Annotated in this window: 17 protein-coding genes; 14 read left to right on the top strand and 3 right to left on the bottom strand. The window is 43.1% G+C overall.

The annotated features are described in order from the left end of the window. Positions 1-5: 5 nt before the first annotated feature. A complete protein-coding gene (gene kynU / locus RSX31_RS13590) occupies positions 6-1,289 on the bottom strand; it encodes a kynureninase (protein ID WP_315634898.1) in 1,284 nt (427 codons plus the stop codon). Between the two features lie 748 nt (positions 1,290-2,037). Here kynU and RSX31_RS13585 point away from each other — a divergent pair. From RSX31_RS13585 to RSX31_RS13575, 3 genes are all read left to right on the top strand, one after another. Beyond that, entirely contained in the window at positions 2,038-3,417 is a 1,380-nt protein-coding gene (locus RSX31_RS13585; protein WP_315634897.1) for a sigma-54 interaction domain-containing protein, read from the top strand. 132 nt (positions 3,418-3,549) lie between these two features. Next, on the top strand, positions 3,550-4,935 hold the full coding sequence (locus tag RSX31_RS13580) for a YjiH family protein (RefSeq protein WP_282137603.1): 1,386 nt from the start codon (positions 3,550-3,552) through the stop codon (positions 4,933-4,935). Between the two features lie 530 nt (positions 4,936-5,465). Further along, on the top strand, positions 5,466-6,788 hold the full coding sequence (locus RSX31_RS13575) for an aspartate aminotransferase family protein (protein WP_315634896.1): 1,323 nt from the start codon (positions 5,466-5,468) through the stop codon (positions 6,786-6,788). Positions 6,789-6,839: 51 nt separating this feature from the next. Here the strand turns inward: RSX31_RS13575 and RSX31_RS13570 are convergent, their stop codons facing one another. Next, entirely contained in the window at positions 6,840-7,691 is an 852-nt protein-coding gene (locus RSX31_RS13570) for a MurR/RpiR family transcriptional regulator (RefSeq protein WP_315634895.1), read from the bottom strand. A 308-nt stretch (positions 7,692-7,999) separates the two neighbouring features. On the opposite strand from RSX31_RS13570, the gene RSX31_RS13565 reads away from it, so the two are divergent. The 10 genes from RSX31_RS13565 (at position 8,000) to RSX31_RS13520 (ending at position 17,180) form a co-directional block, all read left to right on the top strand. After that, complete coding sequence (locus tag RSX31_RS13565; protein WP_148967323.1) at positions 8,000-9,343, top strand: GntP family permease; 1,344 nt, start codon at positions 8,000-8,002, stop codon at positions 9,341-9,343. 89 nt (positions 9,344-9,432) lie between these two features. Beyond that, on the top strand, positions 9,433-10,944 hold the full coding sequence (gene gntK, locus RSX31_RS13560; RefSeq protein WP_315634952.1) for a gluconokinase: 1,512 nt from the start codon (positions 9,433-9,435) through the stop codon (positions 10,942-10,944). 142 nt (positions 10,945-11,086) lie between these two features. Continuing rightward, positions 11,087-11,806 (top strand): YebC/PmpR family DNA-binding transcriptional regulator, encoded by a 720-nt coding sequence (locus tag RSX31_RS13555; RefSeq protein ID WP_315634894.1) that lies wholly within the window; start codon positions 11,087-11,089, stop codon positions 11,804-11,806. A 190-nt stretch (positions 11,807-11,996) separates the two neighbouring features. Beyond that, positions 11,997-13,268, top strand: a complete 1,272-nt coding sequence (locus RSX31_RS13550) for an ATP-grasp domain-containing protein (protein WP_315634893.1) — start codon at positions 11,997-11,999, stop codon at positions 13,266-13,268. 43 nt (positions 13,269-13,311) lie between these two features. Next, entirely contained in the window at positions 13,312-15,276 is a 1,965-nt protein-coding gene (locus RSX31_RS13545; protein WP_315634892.1) for a hypothetical protein, read from the top strand. Positions 15,277-15,387: 111 nt separating this feature from the next. Continuing rightward, positions 15,388-15,582 (top strand): hypothetical protein, encoded by a 195-nt coding sequence (locus tag RSX31_RS13540; protein WP_148995027.1) that lies wholly within the window; start codon positions 15,388-15,390, stop codon positions 15,580-15,582. 16 nt (positions 15,583-15,598) lie between these two features. Then, positions 15,599-15,748, top strand: a complete 150-nt coding sequence (locus tag RSX31_RS13535) for a hypothetical protein (RefSeq protein ID WP_187443615.1) — start codon at positions 15,599-15,601, stop codon at positions 15,746-15,748. After that, positions 15,732-15,950, top strand: coding sequence for a hypothetical protein (locus RSX31_RS13530; RefSeq protein ID WP_315634891.1), 219 nt, complete (start codon positions 15,732-15,734; stop codon positions 15,948-15,950). The genes RSX31_RS13535 and RSX31_RS13530 overlap by 17 nt, the downstream gene beginning before the upstream one ends. Before the next feature lie 137 nt (positions 15,951-16,087). Further along, complete coding sequence (locus RSX31_RS13525; protein WP_282137598.1) at positions 16,088-16,741, top strand: NAD-dependent epimerase/dehydratase family protein; 654 nt, start codon at positions 16,088-16,090, stop codon at positions 16,739-16,741. 13 nt (positions 16,742-16,754) lie between these two features. Further along, complete coding sequence (locus tag RSX31_RS13520) at positions 16,755-17,180, top strand: DUF1284 domain-containing protein (protein WP_315634890.1); 426 nt, start codon at positions 16,755-16,757, stop codon at positions 17,178-17,180. Between the two features lie 46 nt (positions 17,181-17,226). Here RSX31_RS13520 and RSX31_RS13515 read toward each other — a convergent pair whose 3' ends face one another. Next, complete coding sequence (locus RSX31_RS13515) at positions 17,227-18,081, bottom strand: TetR/AcrR family transcriptional regulator (RefSeq protein WP_315634889.1); 855 nt, start codon at positions 18,079-18,081, stop codon at positions 17,227-17,229. A gap of 164 nt (positions 18,082-18,245) precedes the next feature. On the opposite strand from RSX31_RS13515, the gene RSX31_RS13510 reads away from it, so the two are divergent. After that, on the top strand, positions 18,246-21,404 hold the full coding sequence (locus tag RSX31_RS13510; protein ID WP_315634888.1) for an efflux RND transporter permease subunit: 3,159 nt from the start codon (positions 18,246-18,248) through the stop codon (positions 21,402-21,404). Positions 21,405-21,550 lie beyond the last annotated feature (146 nt).

Genomic DNA, 21,550 nt, shown 5'->3' with positions numbered 1-21,550 from the left:
AGAAGTTACGCTACAACATTCCGCGTATTTTCAAACTTCTTATATTCTTCATTCTTCATGATGGTTTTCAATATTTGGATGGTCTCCCACACATCTTCATACGAAGAATAGAGAGCTACCGGAGCCAGTCGGATCACATTTGGTGAACGGAAGTCAGGTGTTACTTTGTTCACCTTCAATGCTTTACAAATTCTTGCCGCCTCTTCATGCTTTAAACTAATGTGACCGCCTCTCTGCTCATCTTCAAGTGGGTTACAGATTGTAAACCCATACTGAGAAAGTTCTTGTTGAAATAGATCCATCATAAATCGTGTAAGAGAAAGGGATTTTCTCCTTAGATTTTCAATGCCTGCTTCATCAAATAACTCCAGGGATCCGAGTAAAGGAGCACTGCTTAAGATATGAGGGGTCCCAATTTGGAAGGCGCCTGCAGAATTTGCATGGGTCAGCGTATGATCCATATCAAACTGTTTATCCTTACGGGAGCTGAACCATCCGGAAAGACCAGGTTTCTTCCCTTTATGCCTGTTATGAACAAATAACCCGCCTACACCACCCGGGCCGCTATTTAAATATTTGTAATTGCACCACACGGCAAAGTCTACTCCGTCATCATGCAATTGATGAGGAAGAGCTCCAATCGAATGTGCCAAATCGAATCCAATCACAATGCCACGTTTATGGGCTTCACTCGTCAATCGCTTCATATCCAGGAGCTGTCCGCTTCGATAGAGAACAGAAGGTAACAGAATCAGAGCTATATCATCTGTCATTTCCCTGATGATGTCCTCTTCTCTTAATGTGTATCCGTCTCTGCTTGTTACCTGCATCAGATGTTCATCAGGGTTGTAGCCTTTTAACTCCAGCTGACTTTGGATCGCGTAAATATCCGAAGGGAAAGTCAATTCATCAGCTAAGATTTTGGTGCGTTTTCCATCAGGTTGATAGAATGTGGCGAGTAACTGATGAAGGTTCGTCGTAATGGAACCTGTCACAATCACTTCTTCCTTTTCTGCCCCAACTAAAGGAGCCGTCATTTCGCCAAGTTTCTCAGAATAATAGAACCATGGCTCCTGGCCATCCATCCAGCCATCGATTCCATGTTCCTTCCAATCTTCCAATGACGTAAGTAACGACTTCTCTGCCCGTTTTGATAATAAGCCTAAGGAGTTCCCATCCATATAATAGTGATTTTTTTTTATGTAAAATTCATTCCGGAAATGGGCCAATGAATCCTGCCTGTCCAGTTCTTTAGCATGTTCCAACGTCAACTTCTCTCCATCTGTCATCCCTATCCCACCTTAAACAGTCTTACCAAAATGATAATCGAAATGGTTTGAATAGTAAAATAATTATTAGTTCTGTCAAAGTATAATGGTTTTTTTTGTAGTTTCTATTCATCAATATTTGTGGTTTAACGTCATTAAAATTGCTATGAGTCCTGTCAACCAGAGTGTGCTAGATGGTGAGGGGAACTGCTCCGCTTTCCGCGGACGTACGGCCGAGCCTCCTCAGCTTAGCCGAACGGGGTCTAGGCACGCCCGTTCTTCCGCAGGAGTCTGCGCAGTTCCCCTCACTATCTATAAGAGTTTCTAATGACTGAGTTTAATAGTGGTGAAAACAACCTTAAGAAAATTGAATTACTAGTAATTAACAAAAAAGAAATAGAGAAGTGATTTCCTCAAATATTTTGGTTTTATTCAATAATGAAAACTCATGCTTAGGAAGTTGATTGGAGCGGAAGGTGCTCGACTCCTGCGGGAGAAGCGGGAGAGGTGAGACCCCGCAGAAGCCGAGGAGGCTCACCGCCCGCCCCGCGGAAAGCGAGCACCTGCAGCGGAAATCAACTACTGCTATCTTGAATAGAAGTAGTCAGCCTCCTACAAATGAGTAGAGTAAAAAGTATTTATTTTTGAATAATTTATTCAAAAATGTATAAAAAGTCAAAAAACTTTGGTATAAATGAATTAATATAAAAATTATCAGGATAATTATTCATTTTTGAATAATTTCAATACGTGCAAAGGGGTGCTGTCTGTGACTGTAAAGAAAAAAAGTTGGAATGAAAATGAGGCGATCCTTCATTCGCTGCAAGATGATATTTTAGTAACCAATACAGATGGGATTATCTTGAAAGTGAGTGACGCCACCGGGGATATATATAACGTGAATTCGGCAGATATGGTGGGGAAATCTGTATATGATCTGGAAAAAGAAGGGGTTTTTTCTCCGATATTAACTCCGATCGTTCTAAAAGAAAAGAAAAAAATAACGTTGGTCCAGACGAGTAAAGAGGGCAAGAAACTGCTCGTTACAGGGATTCCGGTATTCGATGAAAACGGAGAACTAGTGAGAATCGTTAGCTATTCCCATGATGTAACGGAATTATTGAATATGAAAAAGTATTTAACTGAAATGGAAGATGAGATGGAGAGGGTGAAAAGCGAGCTTGAAATCCTTAGAAGCCGTCATTACTATTCGGAAGGGATCATTGCCTCGAGTAATGAGATGAAAAAGGTGTTACAGGTTGCCCTGCAAGTAGCAGAAGTCGATGTGAACGTCCTCCTGCTGGGAGAATCCGGTGTCGGTAAGTCCCATATCGCGAAATTCATACATAACAAAAGTCAACGAAAAGGCGGCCCGTTCATTGAGGTCAATTGTGGAGCGATACCAGACTCGTTATTTGAAGCAGAATTCTTTGGGTATGAACCCGGGTCTTTCACGGGGGCGGACCGTAAAGGGAAAGTAGGATTAGCAGAACTCGCTGAAGGCGGCACCCTGTTTTTAGATGAAATAGGGGAACTATCTCTATCAAACCAGGTCAAAATTCTAAAGTTCATTCAGGAGAAACAATTTTATCGCGTAGGCGGTACGAAGCAAAGGAAGGTTGACTTCCGGGTTCTGGCAGCTACGAACAAGGATTTAGAGGTGGCTGTAGAGGAGAAAGAATTCAGGAGGGACTTATTCTTCCGTTTGATTGTGGTTCCCATTACGATTCCTCCATTGAGAGAGAGAACATCAGACATTATTACGTTGATCGATTACTTTGTAAATCATTTTTGTGAAAAATATCAGCGCCAAAGAGAGCTGGATGAAGGAGTTGTTCACCAGTTGTTGATCCAAGATTGGAAAGGGAATGTCAGAGAGCTAATGAATATAATTGAAAGGCTGATTGTGACATCTTCCAAGCCATTAATTGAAATGGAAAACCTCCCTGGTCCATACATAAAGCATAGTGCTGATATTTCAGGATTTGAGTACAATGGTCAATCATTAAAAGACATTCTTGAGTCAGTCGAAGAACAGGTATTAAAGAATGCGAGGGAGAAGCATAAGACTACTACGGAAATGGCCCAAAACCTGGGAATCAGTCAACCGTCAATAGTCAGAAAACTTAAAAAATACAAAATAAAATAAATTATTGGCATGAAACTTGCAAGTAATAAGGTGAAAAGAACTGAAAGGTAGAAGGGGGATATTATTACGACGCATAAAAGTGGTTCTTGAATGGTTAGGGGTTATGGATAAATTTTAAAGGGGTGTTTGACAATGGAAGTTGGAAAACAAAATGTTAGTCAATTAGAAACCCGGTCAGGCAGAACGGCAAGAGAAGCAATGAAGTTTATCATACCGTCCTTGTTAGGGGTACTATTGTTCCTTGTGCCTGTTACGTATGAAGGGAATATGACAATCGGGGTCGGGATATTTGCTTCTTATTTTCAAGGGGTGCTGGAAGGTGTACTGCCATTATTCATGACTGTGGTTTTTGGTGTATCGGCTCTTGTGGCTATTTATACGAAAATGTTTAAACCTCAGTGGATTGTCAATCAATCATTCTTAAAAGGACTATTCGACGTAGGATACTTTTGGATTGCTGTTCGTGTCCTCGGTTCGATATTTGCCGTGATGACGGTAAATGGGAGTGGTCCCGAGTGGATTATTTCTGACTTTACGGGTGGAACCGTATTGTATTCGTTAGTTCCTGTCTTAGCCACTTGGTTTTTATTTGCAGGCTTATTGATGCCACTTCTTTTAGATTTTGGATTGATGGATTTCTTCGGCACTTTGCTGCAGAAAATCATGAAGCCGCTTTTCCAACTGCCGGGGCGATCATCTATCGATGCTCTTGCATCCTGGATGGGAAGTGGTACCGTCGGCGTATTGATTACAACGAAACAATTTGAAGAGGGTTACTACACAAAACGGGAGGCAGCAGTCATTGCAACAAACTTTTCCGTTGCTTCGATCGCTTTCAGTCTTGTGATTGTCAGCTTCATCGGATTGGAATCAATGTTTGTTCAACTGTATGGGACAGTGGTGATTGCAGGGATAGCAGCTGCGGTCATTTGTCCGCGTATTCCGCCTCTTTCACGGAAGAAAGACACCTACTATGAGCCGGTTGGCATGCAAATCTCCGAAACCGTTCCTGAAAATGTTTCCCGCTTTCAATGGGGCTTTGAAAAAGCAGTGGAAAAAGCATCAGAAGTGAAAAGTGTAGGAGAGGTAACGAAAAAAGGACTCCAGAACGTCCTGGATATCTGGTTCGGTCTTATTCCTTTGGTAATGGCCCTTGGAACTATCGCTTTAGTGGTAGCGGAATATACTCCAGTGTTTGACATATTGGCTTATCCGATTGTTCCACTATTAGAGTTATTACAAATTCCACAGGCGGCAGATGCGGCTCCTGCCATGATCGTTGGTTTCGCAGACATGTTTTTACCTGCTGTTGTAGGGAGCGGAATTGAGAGTGAGTTAACAAGATTCGTCATTGCCGCCATGTCTTTGACTCAATTAATTTACATGTCTGAGATTGGTATTCTATTAATCAAATCCAAGATTCCGATCAGCTTTTTAGATTTATTCATCATTTTTATCCAACGTACGATTATTACCTTACCTATCGTCGCTCTATTGGCTCATTTCTTCTTTATGTAAGGCTCATACCGTTAAGTTTTGTTGTTATTTTAGAGAAGAAAGTAATAGTTGATTTCCGCTACAGGATGCTCGCTTTCCGCGGGGCTGGCGGTGAGCCTCCTCGGCTTTGCCTGTGGGGTCTCACCTGTCCAGCTATTCCCGCAGGAGTCGAGCATCCTTCCGCTCCAATCAACTTTCTGAGCATGTATCCTTAAAAGAAATCAATAAAAACAAGAATTTTAGCAAACAACCTTATTTAAGGTCAGTGGAGATCGATTTTGCACACATTTAAGCTCTTTCACAAAAATTCTCTTAAAGATGGTGAGGGGAACTGCGCAGACTCCTGCGGAAGTACGGGCGTGTCGAGACCCCGGAAGCGAAGCTGAGGAGGCTCGGCCGAACGCTAGCTGCAAGCGGAGTAGTTCCCCTCACCATCTAGGACACGCTAATTGACAGAGCCTTGCAGAGCATATGTTAGAAAGCAACAATCTTTGAGAAAAGAACGTTATGTAAAAACAAATTTGTCAGTCACATATATGGAGGTTACTAGAATGGAACGAACGTTTGAACAGCTTATTCAAAATATGCCTAATCGTCTGGCACCCAGTATGGCAAAGGATCACCCGAACTTACCCGTAGTAAAAGAAGAGGGGTGCTATTACTACGGGTTGGACGGAAAGAAATATCTTGATTTCACCTCTGGAATTGCCGTAACGAATGTTGGACATCGTCATCCAAAGATTGTACAAGCGATTAAAGATGCAGCAGATGGGCTGATGCACGGTCCTTCAGGAGTCATCATGTATGAATCGATCCTTCGATTGGCTGATGAGCTTGCGGAGATTCTTCCGGGAGACTTAGATAGTTTCTTCTTTGCCAATAGTGGGACGGAAGCGATCGAGGGAGGAATCAAACTTGCTAAATATGTAACGCAGCGACCTTATGTCGTTTCCTTTACCGGCTGTTTTCACGGCCGTTCACTCGGTGCGTTAAGTGTCACGACTTCTAAAAGTAAGTATCGAAAGTTTATGCAGCCATCAGGCCTGACATATCAGGTTCCATATGCGAACGAAAGAGAGTGTCCTGAGGGAGTGGACTCAGTCCAATATGTTGTTGATAAGCTTGAAAAGGATTTCGAAACTCTCTTTAATCATCAGGTCACACCTGAAGAGGTAGCGTGTATCATATTAGAACCCGTCCTTGGTGAAGGCGGGTACATCGTTCCTCCGAAAGCATGGCTTAAAAAGGTAAGGGAGATTTGTGATCGTCACGATATTTTACTGATTTTCGATGAAGTCCAAACAGGCTTTGGACGTACGGGGAATTGGTTTGCGGCTCAAACCTTCGATGTAACACCGGATATCATGGCGATTGCAAAAGGGATTGCCTCGGGGCTTCCCTTGAGCGCGACGGTCGCATCGAATAAGCTCATGAAACAATGGCCTCTTGGGAGCCATGGGACGACGTTTGGAGGAAATCCGATTGCGTGTTCCGTTGGACTTGCTACATTAGAAGTCATGAAGGAAGAAAATCTTCTCGATAATACGAAAACAATGGGGGCTTATGCAGTATCAAGGCTTGAACTCCTGAAGGAAAAACATAACGTAATCGGCAGTATTCGTGCTGTGGGGTTGATGATTGGAATTGAAATCGTTCATCCTCAATCAGGGAATCCGAATCGGGAAGGTTTAATGAACATCCTTGACCTGGCTCTTGAAAAAGGAGTGTTATTCTACCTGTGCGGCAATCATAGTGAAGTGATCCGTATGATACCGCCACTTACTGTAACGAAAGAACAAATTGATGATGGGCTGCGAATGTTGGATGAAGCTATAACGGAGTACGAAGAATCGTTAATGAGTCATCTTGATTAAATTCCGATAGCATAAGAAAAGGTTGATCAGTTTCAAACTGATCAACCTTTTTTATAGTCTTTTAACCGAAATAGCCTTCCTCATTTTCCGGAGTGCATCCTGACCCTCAATTTCTCTTCTCATCATCAGGTTTACGTACAGAGCATCAATTAAAGTTAATTGCGCAATACGGGAAGAGAGGGCCTCGGAACGGTAGTCGGTTTCTTCGGACACGGTGAAAAGCGATGTATCGACTCTTTGGCTCAAAGGCGATTTGGCAAAATTGGTGATGCAGATCGTCTTGGCCCCGGTTTCCTTGACAATATCAAGAACCTGGAGAATATCTTTTGTTGAACCGGAATGGGAGATAAATACGGCACAATCTTCACTCGTCATTTGGGAAGCGGTCATCAGCTGGATATGACTGTCGCTTGCGGCATGAACACGTAGACCTGTTCGAATGAACTTATGATACGCGTCAAGGGCGATGACGCCTGATCCGCCACTGCCGAAAAATTCGATTGATCGGGCATTCGACATTATGTCCACGGCTTTCGTAAGCTTTCTCTCATCGACTACCATCAATGTATCCTCAATGGTTTTAATATTGGATCGGAATACTTTTGTGGCAATGGTTTGAGCAGAGTCCCCTTCATCAACCCGCTCGTGTATGTCCTTAAGCCCCGTCACGATTTCTGAGGCAAGTGCAATTTTCATCGCTTGATAACCTTTAAAGCCGATTCGCTTACAAAAACGAAAGACAGTGGAGTCCGCGACTCCTAAATCTTCTGCCAAACCATTAATCGTCGAATGGATGATCTCTGTTGGATTTTCAAGTATATAGTCGGCAATTTTCTTCTCGGTCACGCTAAATTGAGGATAGTGTGAACGTATACTCGCTAGACAATGCTGATGTTGACTCATAGACTTCACTCCTGTAAGGGTTTTCATAATTTTATTATACAAGAATACTAGAAAAATAAAAATAATTTCTGTAAACGGTTGCAAAAAGAAAAATATTTTTTATAATAGAGATATACAGAAAATAATTTTCCTGATTATCTTAAACTACGAAATGCACCTTCTTTAAGCCATCTCTGTTTAGCAGGTCAGAGAGTAGAAGTTACATAGAGGAAATTGTAAACGTTTTACTTTCCCGGGTAGTCAGGATCAATCGTTATAAAAAAATCTGGCAGCCAAGCTGTCGTCATGAAAGAAAGGTAGGGATAGAGATGTCTGATCAAATGCTCATTTTAGTTGCATTAGCCGGAATTTTTCTTCTATTATTTTTAGTTATCAAAACGAAGCTTCATGCTTTCGTTGCCCTATTATTAGTAAGTTTAATTGTAGGGATCGCCGCAGGGATGCCTCTCCAGGAAGTTGTCGCTTCGATACAAAGCGGGATGGGCGGGACCCTCGGGTTTGTCGCTGTCGTTGTTGGTTTAGGCGCAATGTTCGGTCGTATGCTTGAAGTTTCAGGTGGAGCGGAACGATTGGCTCAAACCCTGATTAATAAATTTGGTGAAGATAAAGCGCAGTGGTCGTTGGGTATTACAGGTTTCTTAGTAGCCATTCCGGTATTCTTCGATGTAGGATTCATCATTCTTGTACCGATCGTATACGGATTGGCAAAGAAAACTGGGAAGTCCCTATTATACTATGGGATTCCTTTACTTGCGGGACTTGCTGTAACACACAGCTTCATTCCGCCAACTCCAGGACCGATTGCTGTAGCTGATTTAATCGGTGCTGATCTTGGCTGGGTTATCTTATTCGGTACTCTTGCCGGTATTCCATCCATGATTATCGCTGGTCCACTTTTTGCAAAATTCATTTCGAAACGAATTCATGCAGTGGTTCCGGATTATATGCAAGTGGAAGAGATCGAGTATGATAAAGAGCTTCCGAGCTTTGCAATGATTGCGTCACTTATCTCGATTCCTTTAGTGTTGATCTTATTGAATACGCTTTCGGGTGTTCTATTAGATGAAGGAAATACCATTCGTTCAATCTTGACTTTCTTGGGTCATCCGTTCGTAGCGTTAACGATTGCGACTCTATTGACGTTTACATTATTAGGAACGAGACGTGGATATTCCCGTCAGGACGTTCAGGATATTGCGACGAAAGCACTTGAACCGGCTGGGATCATCATCCTTGTTACAGGTGCCGGTGGAGTGTTCAAGCAAGTTCTGATCGACTCAGGTGTCGGTGAAGTACTTGGTGAAATGATGGCAGGATCAAGCTTGCCTCCGATTGCCCTTGCTTTCTTAATTGCCATGGTCGTTCGTGTGGCACAAGGTTCAGCGACAGTATCCATGGTCACGGCAGCGGGACTAATGAGTCCATTAATTTCCACTCTTGGTTTAGAAGGTCCGGTCCTTGGTTTAATGGTCATTTCCATTGCAGCAGGAGCAACTGTCTTCTCTCATGTGAATGACAGCGGATTCTGGCTAGTGAACCGTTATTTTGGATTAGATGTGAAAGATACGTTAAAATCATGGACGATGATGGAAACGCTCATCGGGTTTGTAGGGTTTACTGTAGTATTCATTATAGGGATATTCATTGGTTAAAATAGGATAGAATATAGTGGAAGAGGGAAGAGCCGTGTCGCTTCTTCCTTTTCTCTATTTATTTAGGAGGAACTAAGATGTCAAAATTCATGATTGGTGTCGATATCGGGACAACCAGTACAAAAGCAGTACTTTTTAATGAAAAGGGAGAAGCGATCGATCGTCATGGGGTCGAATATCCATTACATACACCAGCACCGGGAACCGCCGAACAAGATCCCGAAGAAATCTTCCGTGCCGTCATCAGTTGTATAAAGGAAGTGACTTCGAAAACAAGTGAGAAAATTTCGTTTGTGTCGTTCAGCTCTGCCATGCACAGCTTAATCCTAGTGGATGAGAAGGACCAGCCTCTGACTCCTTCCATTACTTGGGCTGATAACCGAAGTGCCGAATGGGCGGATAAGATAAAAAAAGAAATGAATGGTTTGGAGATTTATCGTAGAACAGGGACTCCTATTCACCCGATGTCCCCGCTTGTAAAGCTTGCATGGCTGCAGCATGAAGAACCCGAATTAGTTTCCAAGGCAGCCAAGTTCATTTCCATAAAAGAATTTGTGTTCCATCGCTTTTTCGGAAAATATGTTGTGGATTATTCAATCGCATCTGCAACAGGTATGTTCCATCTGGAAAACCTGGCTTGGGATGAAGAAGCGTTGAAGGTGGCAGGTGTCACCAAGGATCAACTTTCGGTTCCTGTCTCAACGACTGAGAGCTTAGTTGGATTGAAATCTGAGTACACGGACATGATGGGCTTATCAGCCGACACACCGTTTGTCGTCGGAGCTAGTGACGGAGTCCTATCGAATCTTGGCGTCAATGCCATTGAACCGGGTGTCGTAGCCGTTACGATCGGAACGAGTGGTGCGATACGTGCTGTAACGGACCGTCCTGTAACGGATCCTAAAGGCCGCATTTTCTGTTATGCCTTGACGGATAATCATTGGGTGATTGGCGGGCCTGTCAATAACGGTGGCATGATCTTTCGTTGGGTGAGGGACGAACTGGCTTCTGCAGAGGTTGAAGTGGCGAGCCGGTTAGGAAAAGATCCTTACGAAGTACTTACGGATATTGCATCTAAAGTAGAACCGGGCTCGGAAGGATTGCTCTTCCATCCATATATGGCAGGCGAACGGGCCCCTCTTTGGAACGCAAAAGCCCGTGGTTCATTCTTTGGACTCGGTATGCATCACAAAAAAGAGCATATGATCCGTGCAGTGTTAGAGGGAATTGTCATGAATTTATACAGCGTTCTTCTGGCGCTGGAAGAATTAATCGGAACACCGAAAAGGGTCCAGGCAACGGGTGGATTTGCCCGCTCGGAAATTTGGCGTCAAATGCTCGCTGATGTATTTGATCAGGAAGTGGAAGTGCCGGAAAGCTTCGAAAGCTCATGTCTTGGAGCGGTTGTCCTTGGGATGTATGGCAAAGGGATGATTGACTCACTGGAAGAAGTGAGTGAGATGGTCGGCTCTGTACATTCCCATCAACCAGATCCGAAAGCAACGGAAGCTTATACGAAGCTGATGCCTATCTTTATTCGCGTTCCACGTTTGTTGGAAGAAGAATATGAAGCGATAAGTGCATACCAGGAAGGAAGCTGACTCGTCTGAGTCGGCTTTCTTTAGGTAAGAGTGGCAATGAATCTACTTAGCCAAAAATGGTTGTTTTCATGTATAATAGAAACGAAAATACCTTTTAAGAGTGAAAGTATCTATAGATAAATCCGAAAGAGAGTGAAACAATATGGGTCGTAAATGGAATAATATTAAAGAAAAGAAAGCGTCTAAGGATGCGAATACTAGTCGTATTTATGCGAAGTTCGGTCGTGAGATCTATGTTGCGGCCAAGCAAGGTGAGCCGGATCCTGAACTGAACCAAACGCTGAAATTTGTACTTGAGCGTGCGAAAACATACAGCGTGCCGAAACACATCGTGGACCGTGCCATCGAAAAGGCAAAGGGTGGTTCAGAAGAGAACTATGACGAACTACGCTATGAAGGCTTCGGACCGAATGGTTCCATGGTCATTGTTGATGCCCTGACGAACAATGTAAACCGAACTGCATCCGAAGTGCGTGCTGCTTTCGGCAAAAATGGCGGTAATATGGGTGTGAGTGGATCTGTAGCGTATATGTTCGATGCAACAGCCGTAATCGGTATTGAAGGGAAATCAGAAGAAGAAGTAATGGAGATTCTGATGGAAGCGGATGTAGACGCACGTGATATTATCGAGGAAGATGATGCTGTGATCGTTTACGCTGAACCAGATCAATTCCATGCGGTTCAAGAAGCGTTTAAAGGTGCAGGTGTCACTGAGTTTACAGTAGCGGAACTGACAATGCTTGCGCAGAATGATGTCGAACTTCCAGAAGAGGGTCAAGCTCAATTCGAAAAAATGATTGATGCGATCGAAGATTTGGAAGATGTTCAGCAGGTTTATCATAATGTTGATTTAGGTGAATGATAGAAGAAAGGACCCCTGATGCTGAACGCATTTGGGGTTTTTTATTGGAGAACATCCCCGCTGATTATGTCACTTTACCACTTTATTTGTCGAATAGATTGAAAATTCAGCAAAATACTTCATTCTCCCAATCTGCTTTGTTATGCTAAAGAGGAATCTGAATAAATACGTGACAAGGGGAGAGGAAAATATGGGACTAGATCAACTTGAATTACAGCAAGCAGAACAGAACGTGGATCGAAAGGAAAAAACCAAACCCTATCTAACGGCATTGATCGGTTGGAGTCTGCCGGCAATCGAAGCGTGTACGAAGCTTAATAGGCCTTTCGTCGTTGTTGGCCCCCCTGATTTTGAGGCATATGCAGAAAAACATGATATTGCCTTTATCGGTTGGGACTTCGATCGATTAAATGAAGGTTCAGATCATCTTTATAAACAGCTGAAAGCAATGGGTGCGGAAGTGGCCGTTCCTTTGTATGAAGAGTGTGTGGAGTGGTCCGGGGCATTAAACTCCCGTTTCCGTAACGAACCCCGCGTCTTCAATCGTTCTCTTCTATTAAGAGATAAAGGGATGATGAAGCGTAAAGCGCAAATTGCCGGAATCAAAGTAGGCGTATTTGAAGAAGCACGGGATAAGGAAGATGTAAGGAGGTTCCTGAAACGTGTGAATGAAGCCCTTCTGAAAGTCGAAGGAGATAAGAACGACCCCATTCACGTAAAACCTCTTGATAAAGCAGGGTCTGTCGGACACCGTGCCATTGAGAATCCGGAAGATATCGATGCTCTCACCGATTCGGAGTTTCCGCTTCTGATGGAAAGTCATTTAGACGGACAGGAATTTTCGTGTGAAGCGTTTATTCATGATGGAAAGATCCAATTTTTAAATATAACGGAGTATGTGCGATTAGGCTACTCTAATTTCGTACCGGCATCTCCAAGCCTTGAGGAAAAGCGTCCGATCATCCGAGAGGCGATTCAACAGCTCATTGATGCGTTTGAGATTGAATACGGTGTTATTCATCCGGAATATTTCATTACGTCCGATGGTACTCTTCATTTTGGTGAAGTCGCAGCCAGAGTCCCCGGCGGACATATCTTTGATTTGATTGAGAGGGCTTATGGATTTAATGCATATCAAGCTCAAATCCTTTGCAGTGACCCCAATACAACAGAAGAAGAGCTTAGAGAGTTTTTCCCTTCTACAGGTGAAAAGGTAAAAGCCCATGCAGGTTGTTTAATGGTCCACCCTCATGTTAATTATGTGGAGAAACTGGAGGTACCCGATGAATTGGAGAACCATGCCTATTTTGAAAAACATGATATGTTCAGTCCTGCTCAAGGGAAGGTAGCTCAGCGAATCGGCTTCGGTAATCATTACGGAACGATCTTCTTCTACGGGGAAGACAGTGAAATCATGAGGGATCTATTAAAGGAATACGAACAGTTTAACTTCTATATTTAATTCTCCCATTCACTGGTATTTTGATCGATAAAGGAGTTTTGAAATGGCATTTGAATTAACGTCTAAGCTGGAAGATCGATTTCTGCAAGCGCTTAATGAACTGGAGAGCGCAGCTTCATTTGCGAAATCAATGTATCAAACTGACGTCTATCAGGAAGCGCAAAGATTGTTGGATATGGATGAAGGATTGGAGATTCTATATCGGAGCGCAAGTCGCTTTGAAAAAGCCGGGGTCTTCCAGGACGGCCCCTGGGAAAAGGCGTCCAAGCTCCAACCACCACTTGTGGCCGGTTCTCTTCAAGCGAAGGGGCTTCCTTCGATCATTGAAATTCTCAGTGAGTTAAGAATGCTCTCCATTGCAGAAGGACAGTATAAACATCCCGATGTTTCGACTGAAATGGCAGAGGATTTCCTCAATGAAGTAATGGTTCTGAATCTGAACCTGCTTTTCCCTGAAGCAACAGAAGCAGCACGGATTGAAGGGGGAGAGCAGAGTGAAAGGGCAACGGAATTATTTCGATTTCTATCTGATAAGCTTTCCTATCAAGCACTTACAACTACACTGATTAAAGAAATCGAACGTTTGACAGCACAGCGTCCGATCATGGTAAAAAGGACCGTGTCAATGATCGAAACGGCCAAAAAAATGCTTCATTCAGATTTAAGCGTAGCGGAACGCCTTGTGTTGGAGAAGTATGTTTCGGCCATTGAAGGTCCATCACCAATCAGTAAAAGCATTGTTCAGCCAGGTGAGTACCGAAAAAAGTTGATGAACCTGTCCAAGGAAGAGCTCGAGAAAGAAGCAGTGGCATTTGCGAGTTCAATGCGTGAAACAGGATTGGTCGCCCCTCAGCATGCCATCCTGTTAAGGTTCCTGAGCAGAAAAGTTCAAGACCTTGTTCCGGCTGCCCTGCACTTAAATGACAAAGGAAAAGCAAACTTGGATGAACATAAGGAACTTGTATTCCAGCTCATAAAAGTAGCGATCTATCCAGCCACAAAGCAATCGGTTTATGGACTCGCTCTTATGCTTGAGCGGGGTGTATTATCGTCATCTCCAGTATCACCGGGATTGAAAAGGCTGATTGAGCTCGATATTCGACCGGAAGTTCGGAAGACACTCCTTAATTCGTGTAAAGCTGGAGACGGAATTACAGCAAATTCTGTCCTTCTGGCCGGTGTCATCAATGTCCTCGGTCAACCGATCGGGATTGGCCAAGGCCTAAATCCGACTTGTCAAACAGCGCGGGGAATCAGCCTTTGGGCACAGCATGCTCCAGGATACTTACTCGAACTGATTCCACGGGCTGCAAGGGATGGAGATATCGATATAATGTTTGAAGGAACACCGGTCCATTCCAAAGAATTAAGTGGAGGGCTGGCACCTGAGCTTCATCAAGAGCTTGATCCTGTGTCACTTGTTCTCGTTCCTCATCTTGATCGTATATATAGTGAGATGATGAGACGTGTATCGCTCAGAGGGGAAGATGGACACCGCTGGGTGAATCCGGAGTTCTATGGAGATTGGGTTCAAAAAGGATTCAGCACGGTCATTGATTCACTAACAGGCCTCATCTCAGACTATGCCGGGTTCGTTCGTTTGTTCTATGCCACTCATCATCCGGAATACAATGATGACTACGGATTGATCTATCCGAATCCTGTCGGGATCTTCATTACAAATGTTCATGGAAAGCTCCTTGGGTTCCATGCCGTTTCGATTCTGAGAATCACCCAGGATCCCAATGGCGAATACCGGATCTACTTCTATAATCCGAATAACGATGGCTCTCAGAACTGGGGGCAGGGCATAGAACCTTCCGTCATGGAAAACGGGGAACTGGAAGGAGAATGCTCTCTTCCGTTTCACGAGTTTGTTTCCCGCCTATACGCTTTCCACTACAACCCTTATGAACAGGGAGATGCCTTTGCTGTGGAAAATGAAATTGTCGATGAAATCAAAGATCTTGCCCGGGATAGCTGGGGAAGGGATTATACGTGGGTTTGAAGATGAATGTGGCGTTAAGCAGCTTAAGTTGCTTAACGCTTTTTTTTGAGCTGTATGAAGTTTGGATGATTCTTTTATCAGTAGCCATACTAAATAATGGAGGTGGAATAAATGAGAGATCATAAGAAACCTGAAGAGTTCCGGATGGACACGCCGTTAAATCCGGAATTCACAATGAATAACCAGCTTCGTAATCCCAGTCAAGTGTATGTTCCGGGAGAGTCAGTAGAGGAACATCATGCAATTGAGGAAGGGAACGGGTTCATTGCAGAAAAAGAACTCGGACAAGCAAACGAAAATAGTTAAGAGGTGAAGGAAGATGATGAATAAAGAGTTTCCGGTGGCAAACCTATCAGAAGATACGTTGAATCAAGTGCAGAATATGGAAAGTGAACTTCGTCAGCAAACGAACGAGGATATTATTCTAATCGCTTATAAGAATGGTGGTGGAATGATTGAAGAGGGAAGATGAAGTGAATAAAGGAAATAAAGACATGCCGGATTTCAAACAGTTAAACGACCGTGTCATCGCAGAGGAACCGAAAGGACCGTTTTTCGCAATTAAAACAAATATGGATACGGCAGGTGTCAAGGACAATCCGTATGCGTCTGAAAATGCAGATCCCGAACAAGATGAGAAATTACAGCAATTTTTTGAAGATGAAGAGTTATAGGTGATATGAGAATAAATAACTGCAAAGAAGTGTCAGTCACATGATTGGCACCTTTTTTGATTTACTATCGTCCAAATACATAAAAAAGCCCTATACTAGAGGTATAAGACATAGTTACTTGGAAGAGAGGAATGAAAATGTCGAAAGTAGCGTTGGTAGTAGGGTCCACTGGATTAGTCGGTTCCCATTTGATTGAAATACTGATCAAGAGTCCCGAGTATAAAAAAGTGATTTCGTTCGTGAGAAGGAGCAGTGGAGTGGAACATGAAAAGTTGGATGAACGAATCATCCCATTCGATCAGATGAAGCTCCTTCCCCACGAGGAAATCGACGATGTTTTCTGTTGTCTAGGAACGACTATTAAGAAAGCGCAGACAAAGGAAGCGTTTAGAAAGGTAGATTATGAGTACCCCGTTCAACTGGGGAGGCTCGGTAAAGACCATGGAGCCAAACAATATATGGTCATATCAGCTATTGGGGCGAGCTCGGGTTCACCGTTCTTTTATAGTAAGGTGAAAGGAGAGTTGGAGGAAGACTTAATAGCGTTGTATTATCCCGTACTGCACATTTTCAGGCCATCCCTTCTTTTAGGAGAGAGAGATGAATTCCGCTTGGGGGAAAAAGCGGGAGAAATCTTCTCCAGAGCCATCCGTCCGGTGATGGTAGGGAAGTTGAAAAAATACAGAAGCATTTCAGGTCGTCAGGTGGCCTATGGAATGTACCGTGCCGCCAATGGCTCTGGCAGTGATAAAGTAACCATCCATGAATCGGATCAAATTCAAAACCTTTAAAAAGGGGGATTCCATGAAGAGGATACTAAGAGGTCATCATCTACTTTGTACTCACGGGTTTCAAGGTATGGGGTACAGTACTGAATTCGTTAAGGTGATGGCAGACATAGTGGGAGAGATACGAAACGAGGAATTGGACTTTCCCATCCAGGTTGTTCAGTCCTTCGATGACGCCTGCCAGGCCTGCCCTCATAAGGGGAGATCAGCATGTGAAAAAAGTGCGGACTCCAATGACCATGTTCTATCGTTAGACAGCAAGGTTCTTCACCATTTAGGATTGAAACACGGAGACATCTATATGAAATCAGCATTGATCAGCATTACGGCCCGAAAGGTAAAGACTGAAGACCTTGATCATTTATGTGAAGGCTGCTCCTGGCTGGAGTATGGGGTTTGTAAGGAAGGGATCGGAAAGTTAAGGGAGAATGTTTTAGTGTAAATTAAAATGAAAGACCCACATCTGATCAGGTGTGGGTCTTTAGTCATTAGATTTTATAATAATGCCTCAATGCATTCATCAGATGCTTAAGCGTTGGGTCTTCCTCAAGGTTCATCATCATCCCTTTAATGACGACGATACGCGTCTCATCCTTTTGAATTTCTTCTTTGATGACTTCCAATGAAATTTGGCTGTTTTCATCATCCGCTATTTCTATGGAGTCCTCAATCATATGAACAAGGGTGGATTCGTTGATTCTGTTTGAAGAAGTGAAATCCTTCACCAGATCATCCAATTTTTCAAAGGAAAGAACAGGCTGATCCCCGCTTTTTAGTAAGCCTTCCACTAAATCATCTGTACGTTTCAATATGAATCGGGACAAATAGGAAAAATCCAATTCGATTTTATCAAGCATCACCAATTCTAAATAAGAATGGAAAAAACCTTGAATCATCATGGTGATATCCCAGAAATAGGGTTCGATTTTTTTTCCGTAAATCCCATATAATCTTTTTTTATAATAACGATGGGTGTCCATTTTCATCTCGCTGAGGAGATCATGGATTTCATCGTTAAACGGCATGGCATTCTCTCTGATCTGCATAATGATAAACTCTTTATGTTTGCAGATTTCAATAAACTGACATTCTAATTGTTTTTGGAATTTTTCATAAGGAGGCAGATCCTCGTTTTCAATCTCATTCACTTTAGCTGTGATCATTTTAAAATAGTAGTTCATGATAGCTAACAGAAGGGCTTCCTTTGACTTGAAATACAAATAGAATGCACCTTTAGATATTTCACACTCATTCACGATTTCTTGAACCGAGGTAGCGTTAAACCCTTTCGTGGCAAACAGCTTAATCGATGTTTCAATAATTAATTTCTCTTTTTCCTTCATGCTTTCCTCTCCTTGATAAACTCCTTGACTCCATTATGACCGATTGGTCACAAAAAATAAACCTTTTATTTTATAAGTATATTGACTTATGACTGTTCGGTCAGTTATATTAGATTGTGTTATGACTAGTCGGTCAGAAAATGAGAGAAGGGACGATTAAAAGAGTGAATAGTATTATTAATTTCGTACTCAAGAATAAGTTTGCCGTATGGTTAATGACCATCATCGTCATTATTGCAGGCTTATATTCTGGATTTAATATGAAACTCGAAACCTTGCCAAACATTAATACACCGATTGTGAGTGTTACGACGGTGTATCCGGGAGCTACACCTGAAGACGTAGCGGAAAAGGTTTCAGAACCAATTGAAAAACGTTTGAAGAATTTAAATGGAGTAAATGTTGTCAGCTCCACGTCTTATCAAAATGCTTCAGCCGTTCAGATAGAATACAAGTTTTCGAAAGATATGGACGAAGCAAAGACTGAAGTGGAAGATGCTCTTTCAGATCTCTCTTTTCCAGAAGGGGTGAATGAGCCGGAAGTATCAAGACTAAGCTTTAACGCTTTCCCGATCATCGCACTTAGTGTAGCAAATGATGATCAATCTCTTGCTCAATTAACTTCGACTGTAGAAGAAACGATCTTACCACAACTTGAAGGAGTGGACGGGGTAGCATCTGTTCAAGTTTCAGGTCAACAAGTTCAAGAAGCACAAGTCGTTTTTGATCAAGAAAAGCTTGTTCAATACGGCTTAACCGAAGAAACGGTCCAAAATATGATCAAAGGTTCTGATGTGACAGCACCATTAGGACTTTACACGTTTAAAGACAGTCAGAAATCTGTGATGGTTGATGGAAATATCACAACGATCGAAGATTTGAAAGAGATGAAGATTCCTGTGACGCCTTCAGCCGGCGGGAATATGGAAGCGCCGCAAGGACAACAGCCTGGTGGTCAATCTTCTCAAGGTCAACCTGTAGAAACGCCTCAGGCTCAGGAAGCACCTGCGGGGATGAAAGTCCCGACCGTACAATTATCAGATATTGCTGATATTGAACTGAAAGGGAAAGCTGAATCCATTTCCAGAACCAATGGGAAGGAATCCATCGGACTTCAAGTGGTGAAAACAGCTGACGCCAATACGGTAGACGTTGTAAACGCCGTAAAAGAAGAAGTGAAAGATTTTGAAAAAAGCTTGGATGGGGTTGAAATCATCTCTACCTTTGACCAGGGCGAACCGATTGAGGAATCAGTCAGTACCATGCTGAACAAAGCATTATTTGGTGCTATATTTGCGGTCATCATCATCCTGCTATTCTTACGGGATATTAAATCGACGCTAATCTCCGTCGTATCGATCCCATTATCGTTGTTAATCGCGATTTTACTTTTAAAACAGATGGATATCACATTAAATATTATGACTCTTGGAGCCATGACCGTAGCGATTGGACGTGTCATTGATGACTCCATCGTAGTAGTGGAGAACATTTACCGACGGATGTCCCTTAAAGGTGAGCTGTTGAAAGGAAAAGAGTTGATCCGGGAAGCAACGAAGGAAATGTTCGTTCCGATCGCGTCTTCCACGATTGTAACAATCGCTGTGTTCCTTCCATTAGGATTGGTTCAGGGAATGATCGGGGAACTATTCCTGCCATTCGCATTGACCATCGTGTTTGCCCTATTGGCTTCACTTCTAGTGGCAGTAACGATTGTGCCGATGCTTGCTCACTCGATGTTTAAAAAAGGTGTCGGGAAGAAGCATGTGGAAAAACAAAGCCGTTTAGCGATTTGGTACAAAGGCGTATTGAACTGGACGCTGAACCATAAAATCATCACGTCACTCCTGGCTGTCGCGATGCTGGTCGGAAGCTTGTTCCTGGTTCCGCTCATCGGGGTAAGTTTCCTGCCATCAGACGAAGAAAAGATGATCATGGCAACGTATAAACCGGAACCTGGTCAAACAGAAGAAGAAGTAAATCAAATCGCTCAAGATGCAGAAGAGTATTTCCAAGGGCGTAAAGGGGCTGAAACGATTCAGTACTCGGTTGGTGGAGAGAACCCAATGAGTCCGGGAAGCTCAAACAACGCAATATTCTATGTTCAATACAGTGATGAAACAGAGAATTTCTCTGAAGAAAAAGAACAAGTCATTAAAAAACTTCAAGAAACAACAGATAAAGGGGAATGGGCTTCACAAGACTTCTCCGCCAGTGCCGGCAGCAATGAAATTGTCGTATATGTGTACGGTGAAACCCTGAAAGAAATCGAACCTGTTGTAAACGAAATTCAAGCTATGATGAAAGATAAAGAAGATTTCAAAAAAGTAGGGTCGAGTATCTCTGAATCGTACGATGAGTATTCGTTCATCGCAGACCAGGAAAAGCTGAGTGAGCTTGGCCTGACAGCGGGTCAAATCGCAATGGAACTTGGTCAGACACGCCAGCGTCCGGTCCTCACCACCATTGAAAAAGATGGAGAAGAGGTAAATGTCTATTTAGACGTTGAAAAAGAGGAATACGAAAGCATCAACGACTTGACGGATAAAACCATTCAATCACCGCTGGGCATTGAAGTTCCGATTAAAGACGTCGTTGAAGTGCAGGAAGGTAAGACATCCGATACTGTTTCACGACGCGACGGAAAAGTATTTGCTCAAGTGAGCGGAGAATTAAAATCGGATGATGTGTCAAAAGCATCACAAGCCATTCAAAAAGAAATCGAAGAACTCGATTTGCCAGAAGGTATCAATGTAGACATGGGTGGAGTAACGGAAGACATCCAGGAATCCTTCACACAACTGGGATTAGCAATGCTCGCAGCCATTGCCATTGTGTACTTGATCCTCGTGATCACATTCGGCGGAGGGCTTGCACCGTTTGCCATTTTGTTCTCGCTGCCATTTACGATCATCGGGGCATTGGTTGGACTATTAATCGCAGGAGAAACAATCAGTATCTCCTCCATGATTGGTGCACTCATGCTGATTGGTATCGTTGTAACCAACGCAATCGTCCTGATTGACCGGGTGATTCATAAAGAAAACGAAGGTCTATCAACAAGGGAAGCGTTACTAGAAGCCGGTGCCACCCGACTTCGCCCGATCCTTATGACAGCCATTGCGACAATCGGGGCACTGTTCCCATTGGCGTTAGGTCTTGAAGGAAGTGGATTGATCTCTAAAGGACTTGGTGTAACAGTGATTGGCGGTCTGACAAGTTCGACACTATTAACACTTGTCGTTGTGCCGATCGTGTATGAAATCCTGATGAAAATTAAAGGAAAGATTGGTCGACGGAAGCGAAAGGCAGTAAAAGAGTAAGTTGAGGAAAGCAGTCCTGTTGCGGGGCTGCTTTTTTTCTTTAGGTTGCCTCTTATATAAATTTTCTGAAAAATAGTATTGATTCCATCAAAAGTCTGGACTATAATAACATTAACGAAAGCGCTTTCGATGAAGAGGAGATAACA

Origin of the sequence: Rossellomorea yichunensis (assembly GCF_032337515.1) — a bacterium.
Classification (GTDB): Bacteria; Bacillota; Bacilli; order Bacillales; family Bacillaceae_B; genus Rossellomorea; species Rossellomorea yichunensis.
Note: the sequence above shows the minus strand (reverse complement) of the source record. Positions and strands in the feature narration are given on the sequence as shown.

Bases quoted from the DNA above. Each gene is read 5' to 3' on its own strand.
- RSX31_RS13570 (WP_315634895.1), bottom strand. From the start codon at position 7,691: ATGAGTCAACATCAGCATTGTCTAGCGAGTATACGTTCACACTATCCT.
- RSX31_RS13565 (WP_148967323.1), top strand. From the start codon at position 8,000: ATGTCTGATCAAATGCTCATTTTAGTTGCATTAGCCGGAATTTTTCTT.
- RSX31_RS13535 (WP_187443615.1), top strand. From the start codon at position 15,599: ATGAATAAAGAGTTTCCGGTGGCAAACCTATCAGAAGATACGTTGAAT.
- RSX31_RS13550 (WP_315634893.1), top strand. From the start codon at position 11,997: ATGGGACTAGATCAACTTGAATTACAGCAAGCAGAACAGAACGTGGAT.
- gntK (WP_315634952.1), top strand. From the start codon at position 9,433: ATGATTGGTGTCGATATCGGGACAACCAGTACAAAAGCAGTACTTTTT.
- RSX31_RS13540 (WP_148995027.1), top strand. From the start codon at position 15,388: ATGAGAGATCATAAGAAACCTGAAGAGTTCCGGATGGACACGCCGTTA.
- RSX31_RS13520 (WP_315634890.1), top strand. From the start codon at position 16,755: ATGAAGAGGATACTAAGAGGTCATCATCTACTTTGTACTCACGGGTTT.
- kynU (WP_315634898.1), bottom strand. From the start codon at position 1,289: ATGACAGATGGAGAGAAGTTGACGTTGGAACATGCTAAAGAACTGGAC.
- RSX31_RS13545 (WP_315634892.1), top strand. From the start codon at position 13,312: ATGGCATTTGAATTAACGTCTAAGCTGGAAGATCGATTTCTGCAAGCG.
- RSX31_RS13555 (WP_315634894.1), top strand. From the start codon at position 11,087: ATGGGTCGTAAATGGAATAATATTAAAGAAAAGAAAGCGTCTAAGGAT.
- RSX31_RS13575 (WP_315634896.1), top strand. From the start codon at position 5,466: ATGGAACGAACGTTTGAACAGCTTATTCAAAATATGCCTAATCGTCTG.
- RSX31_RS13525 (WP_282137598.1), top strand. From the start codon at position 16,088: ATGTCGAAAGTAGCGTTGGTAGTAGGGTCCACTGGATTAGTCGGTTCC.
- RSX31_RS13580 (WP_282137603.1), top strand. From the start codon at position 3,550: ATGGAAGTTGGAAAACAAAATGTTAGTCAATTAGAAACCCGGTCAGGC.
- RSX31_RS13515 (WP_315634889.1), bottom strand. From the start codon at position 18,081: ATGAAGGAAAAAGAGAAATTAATTATTGAAACATCGATTAAGCTGTTT.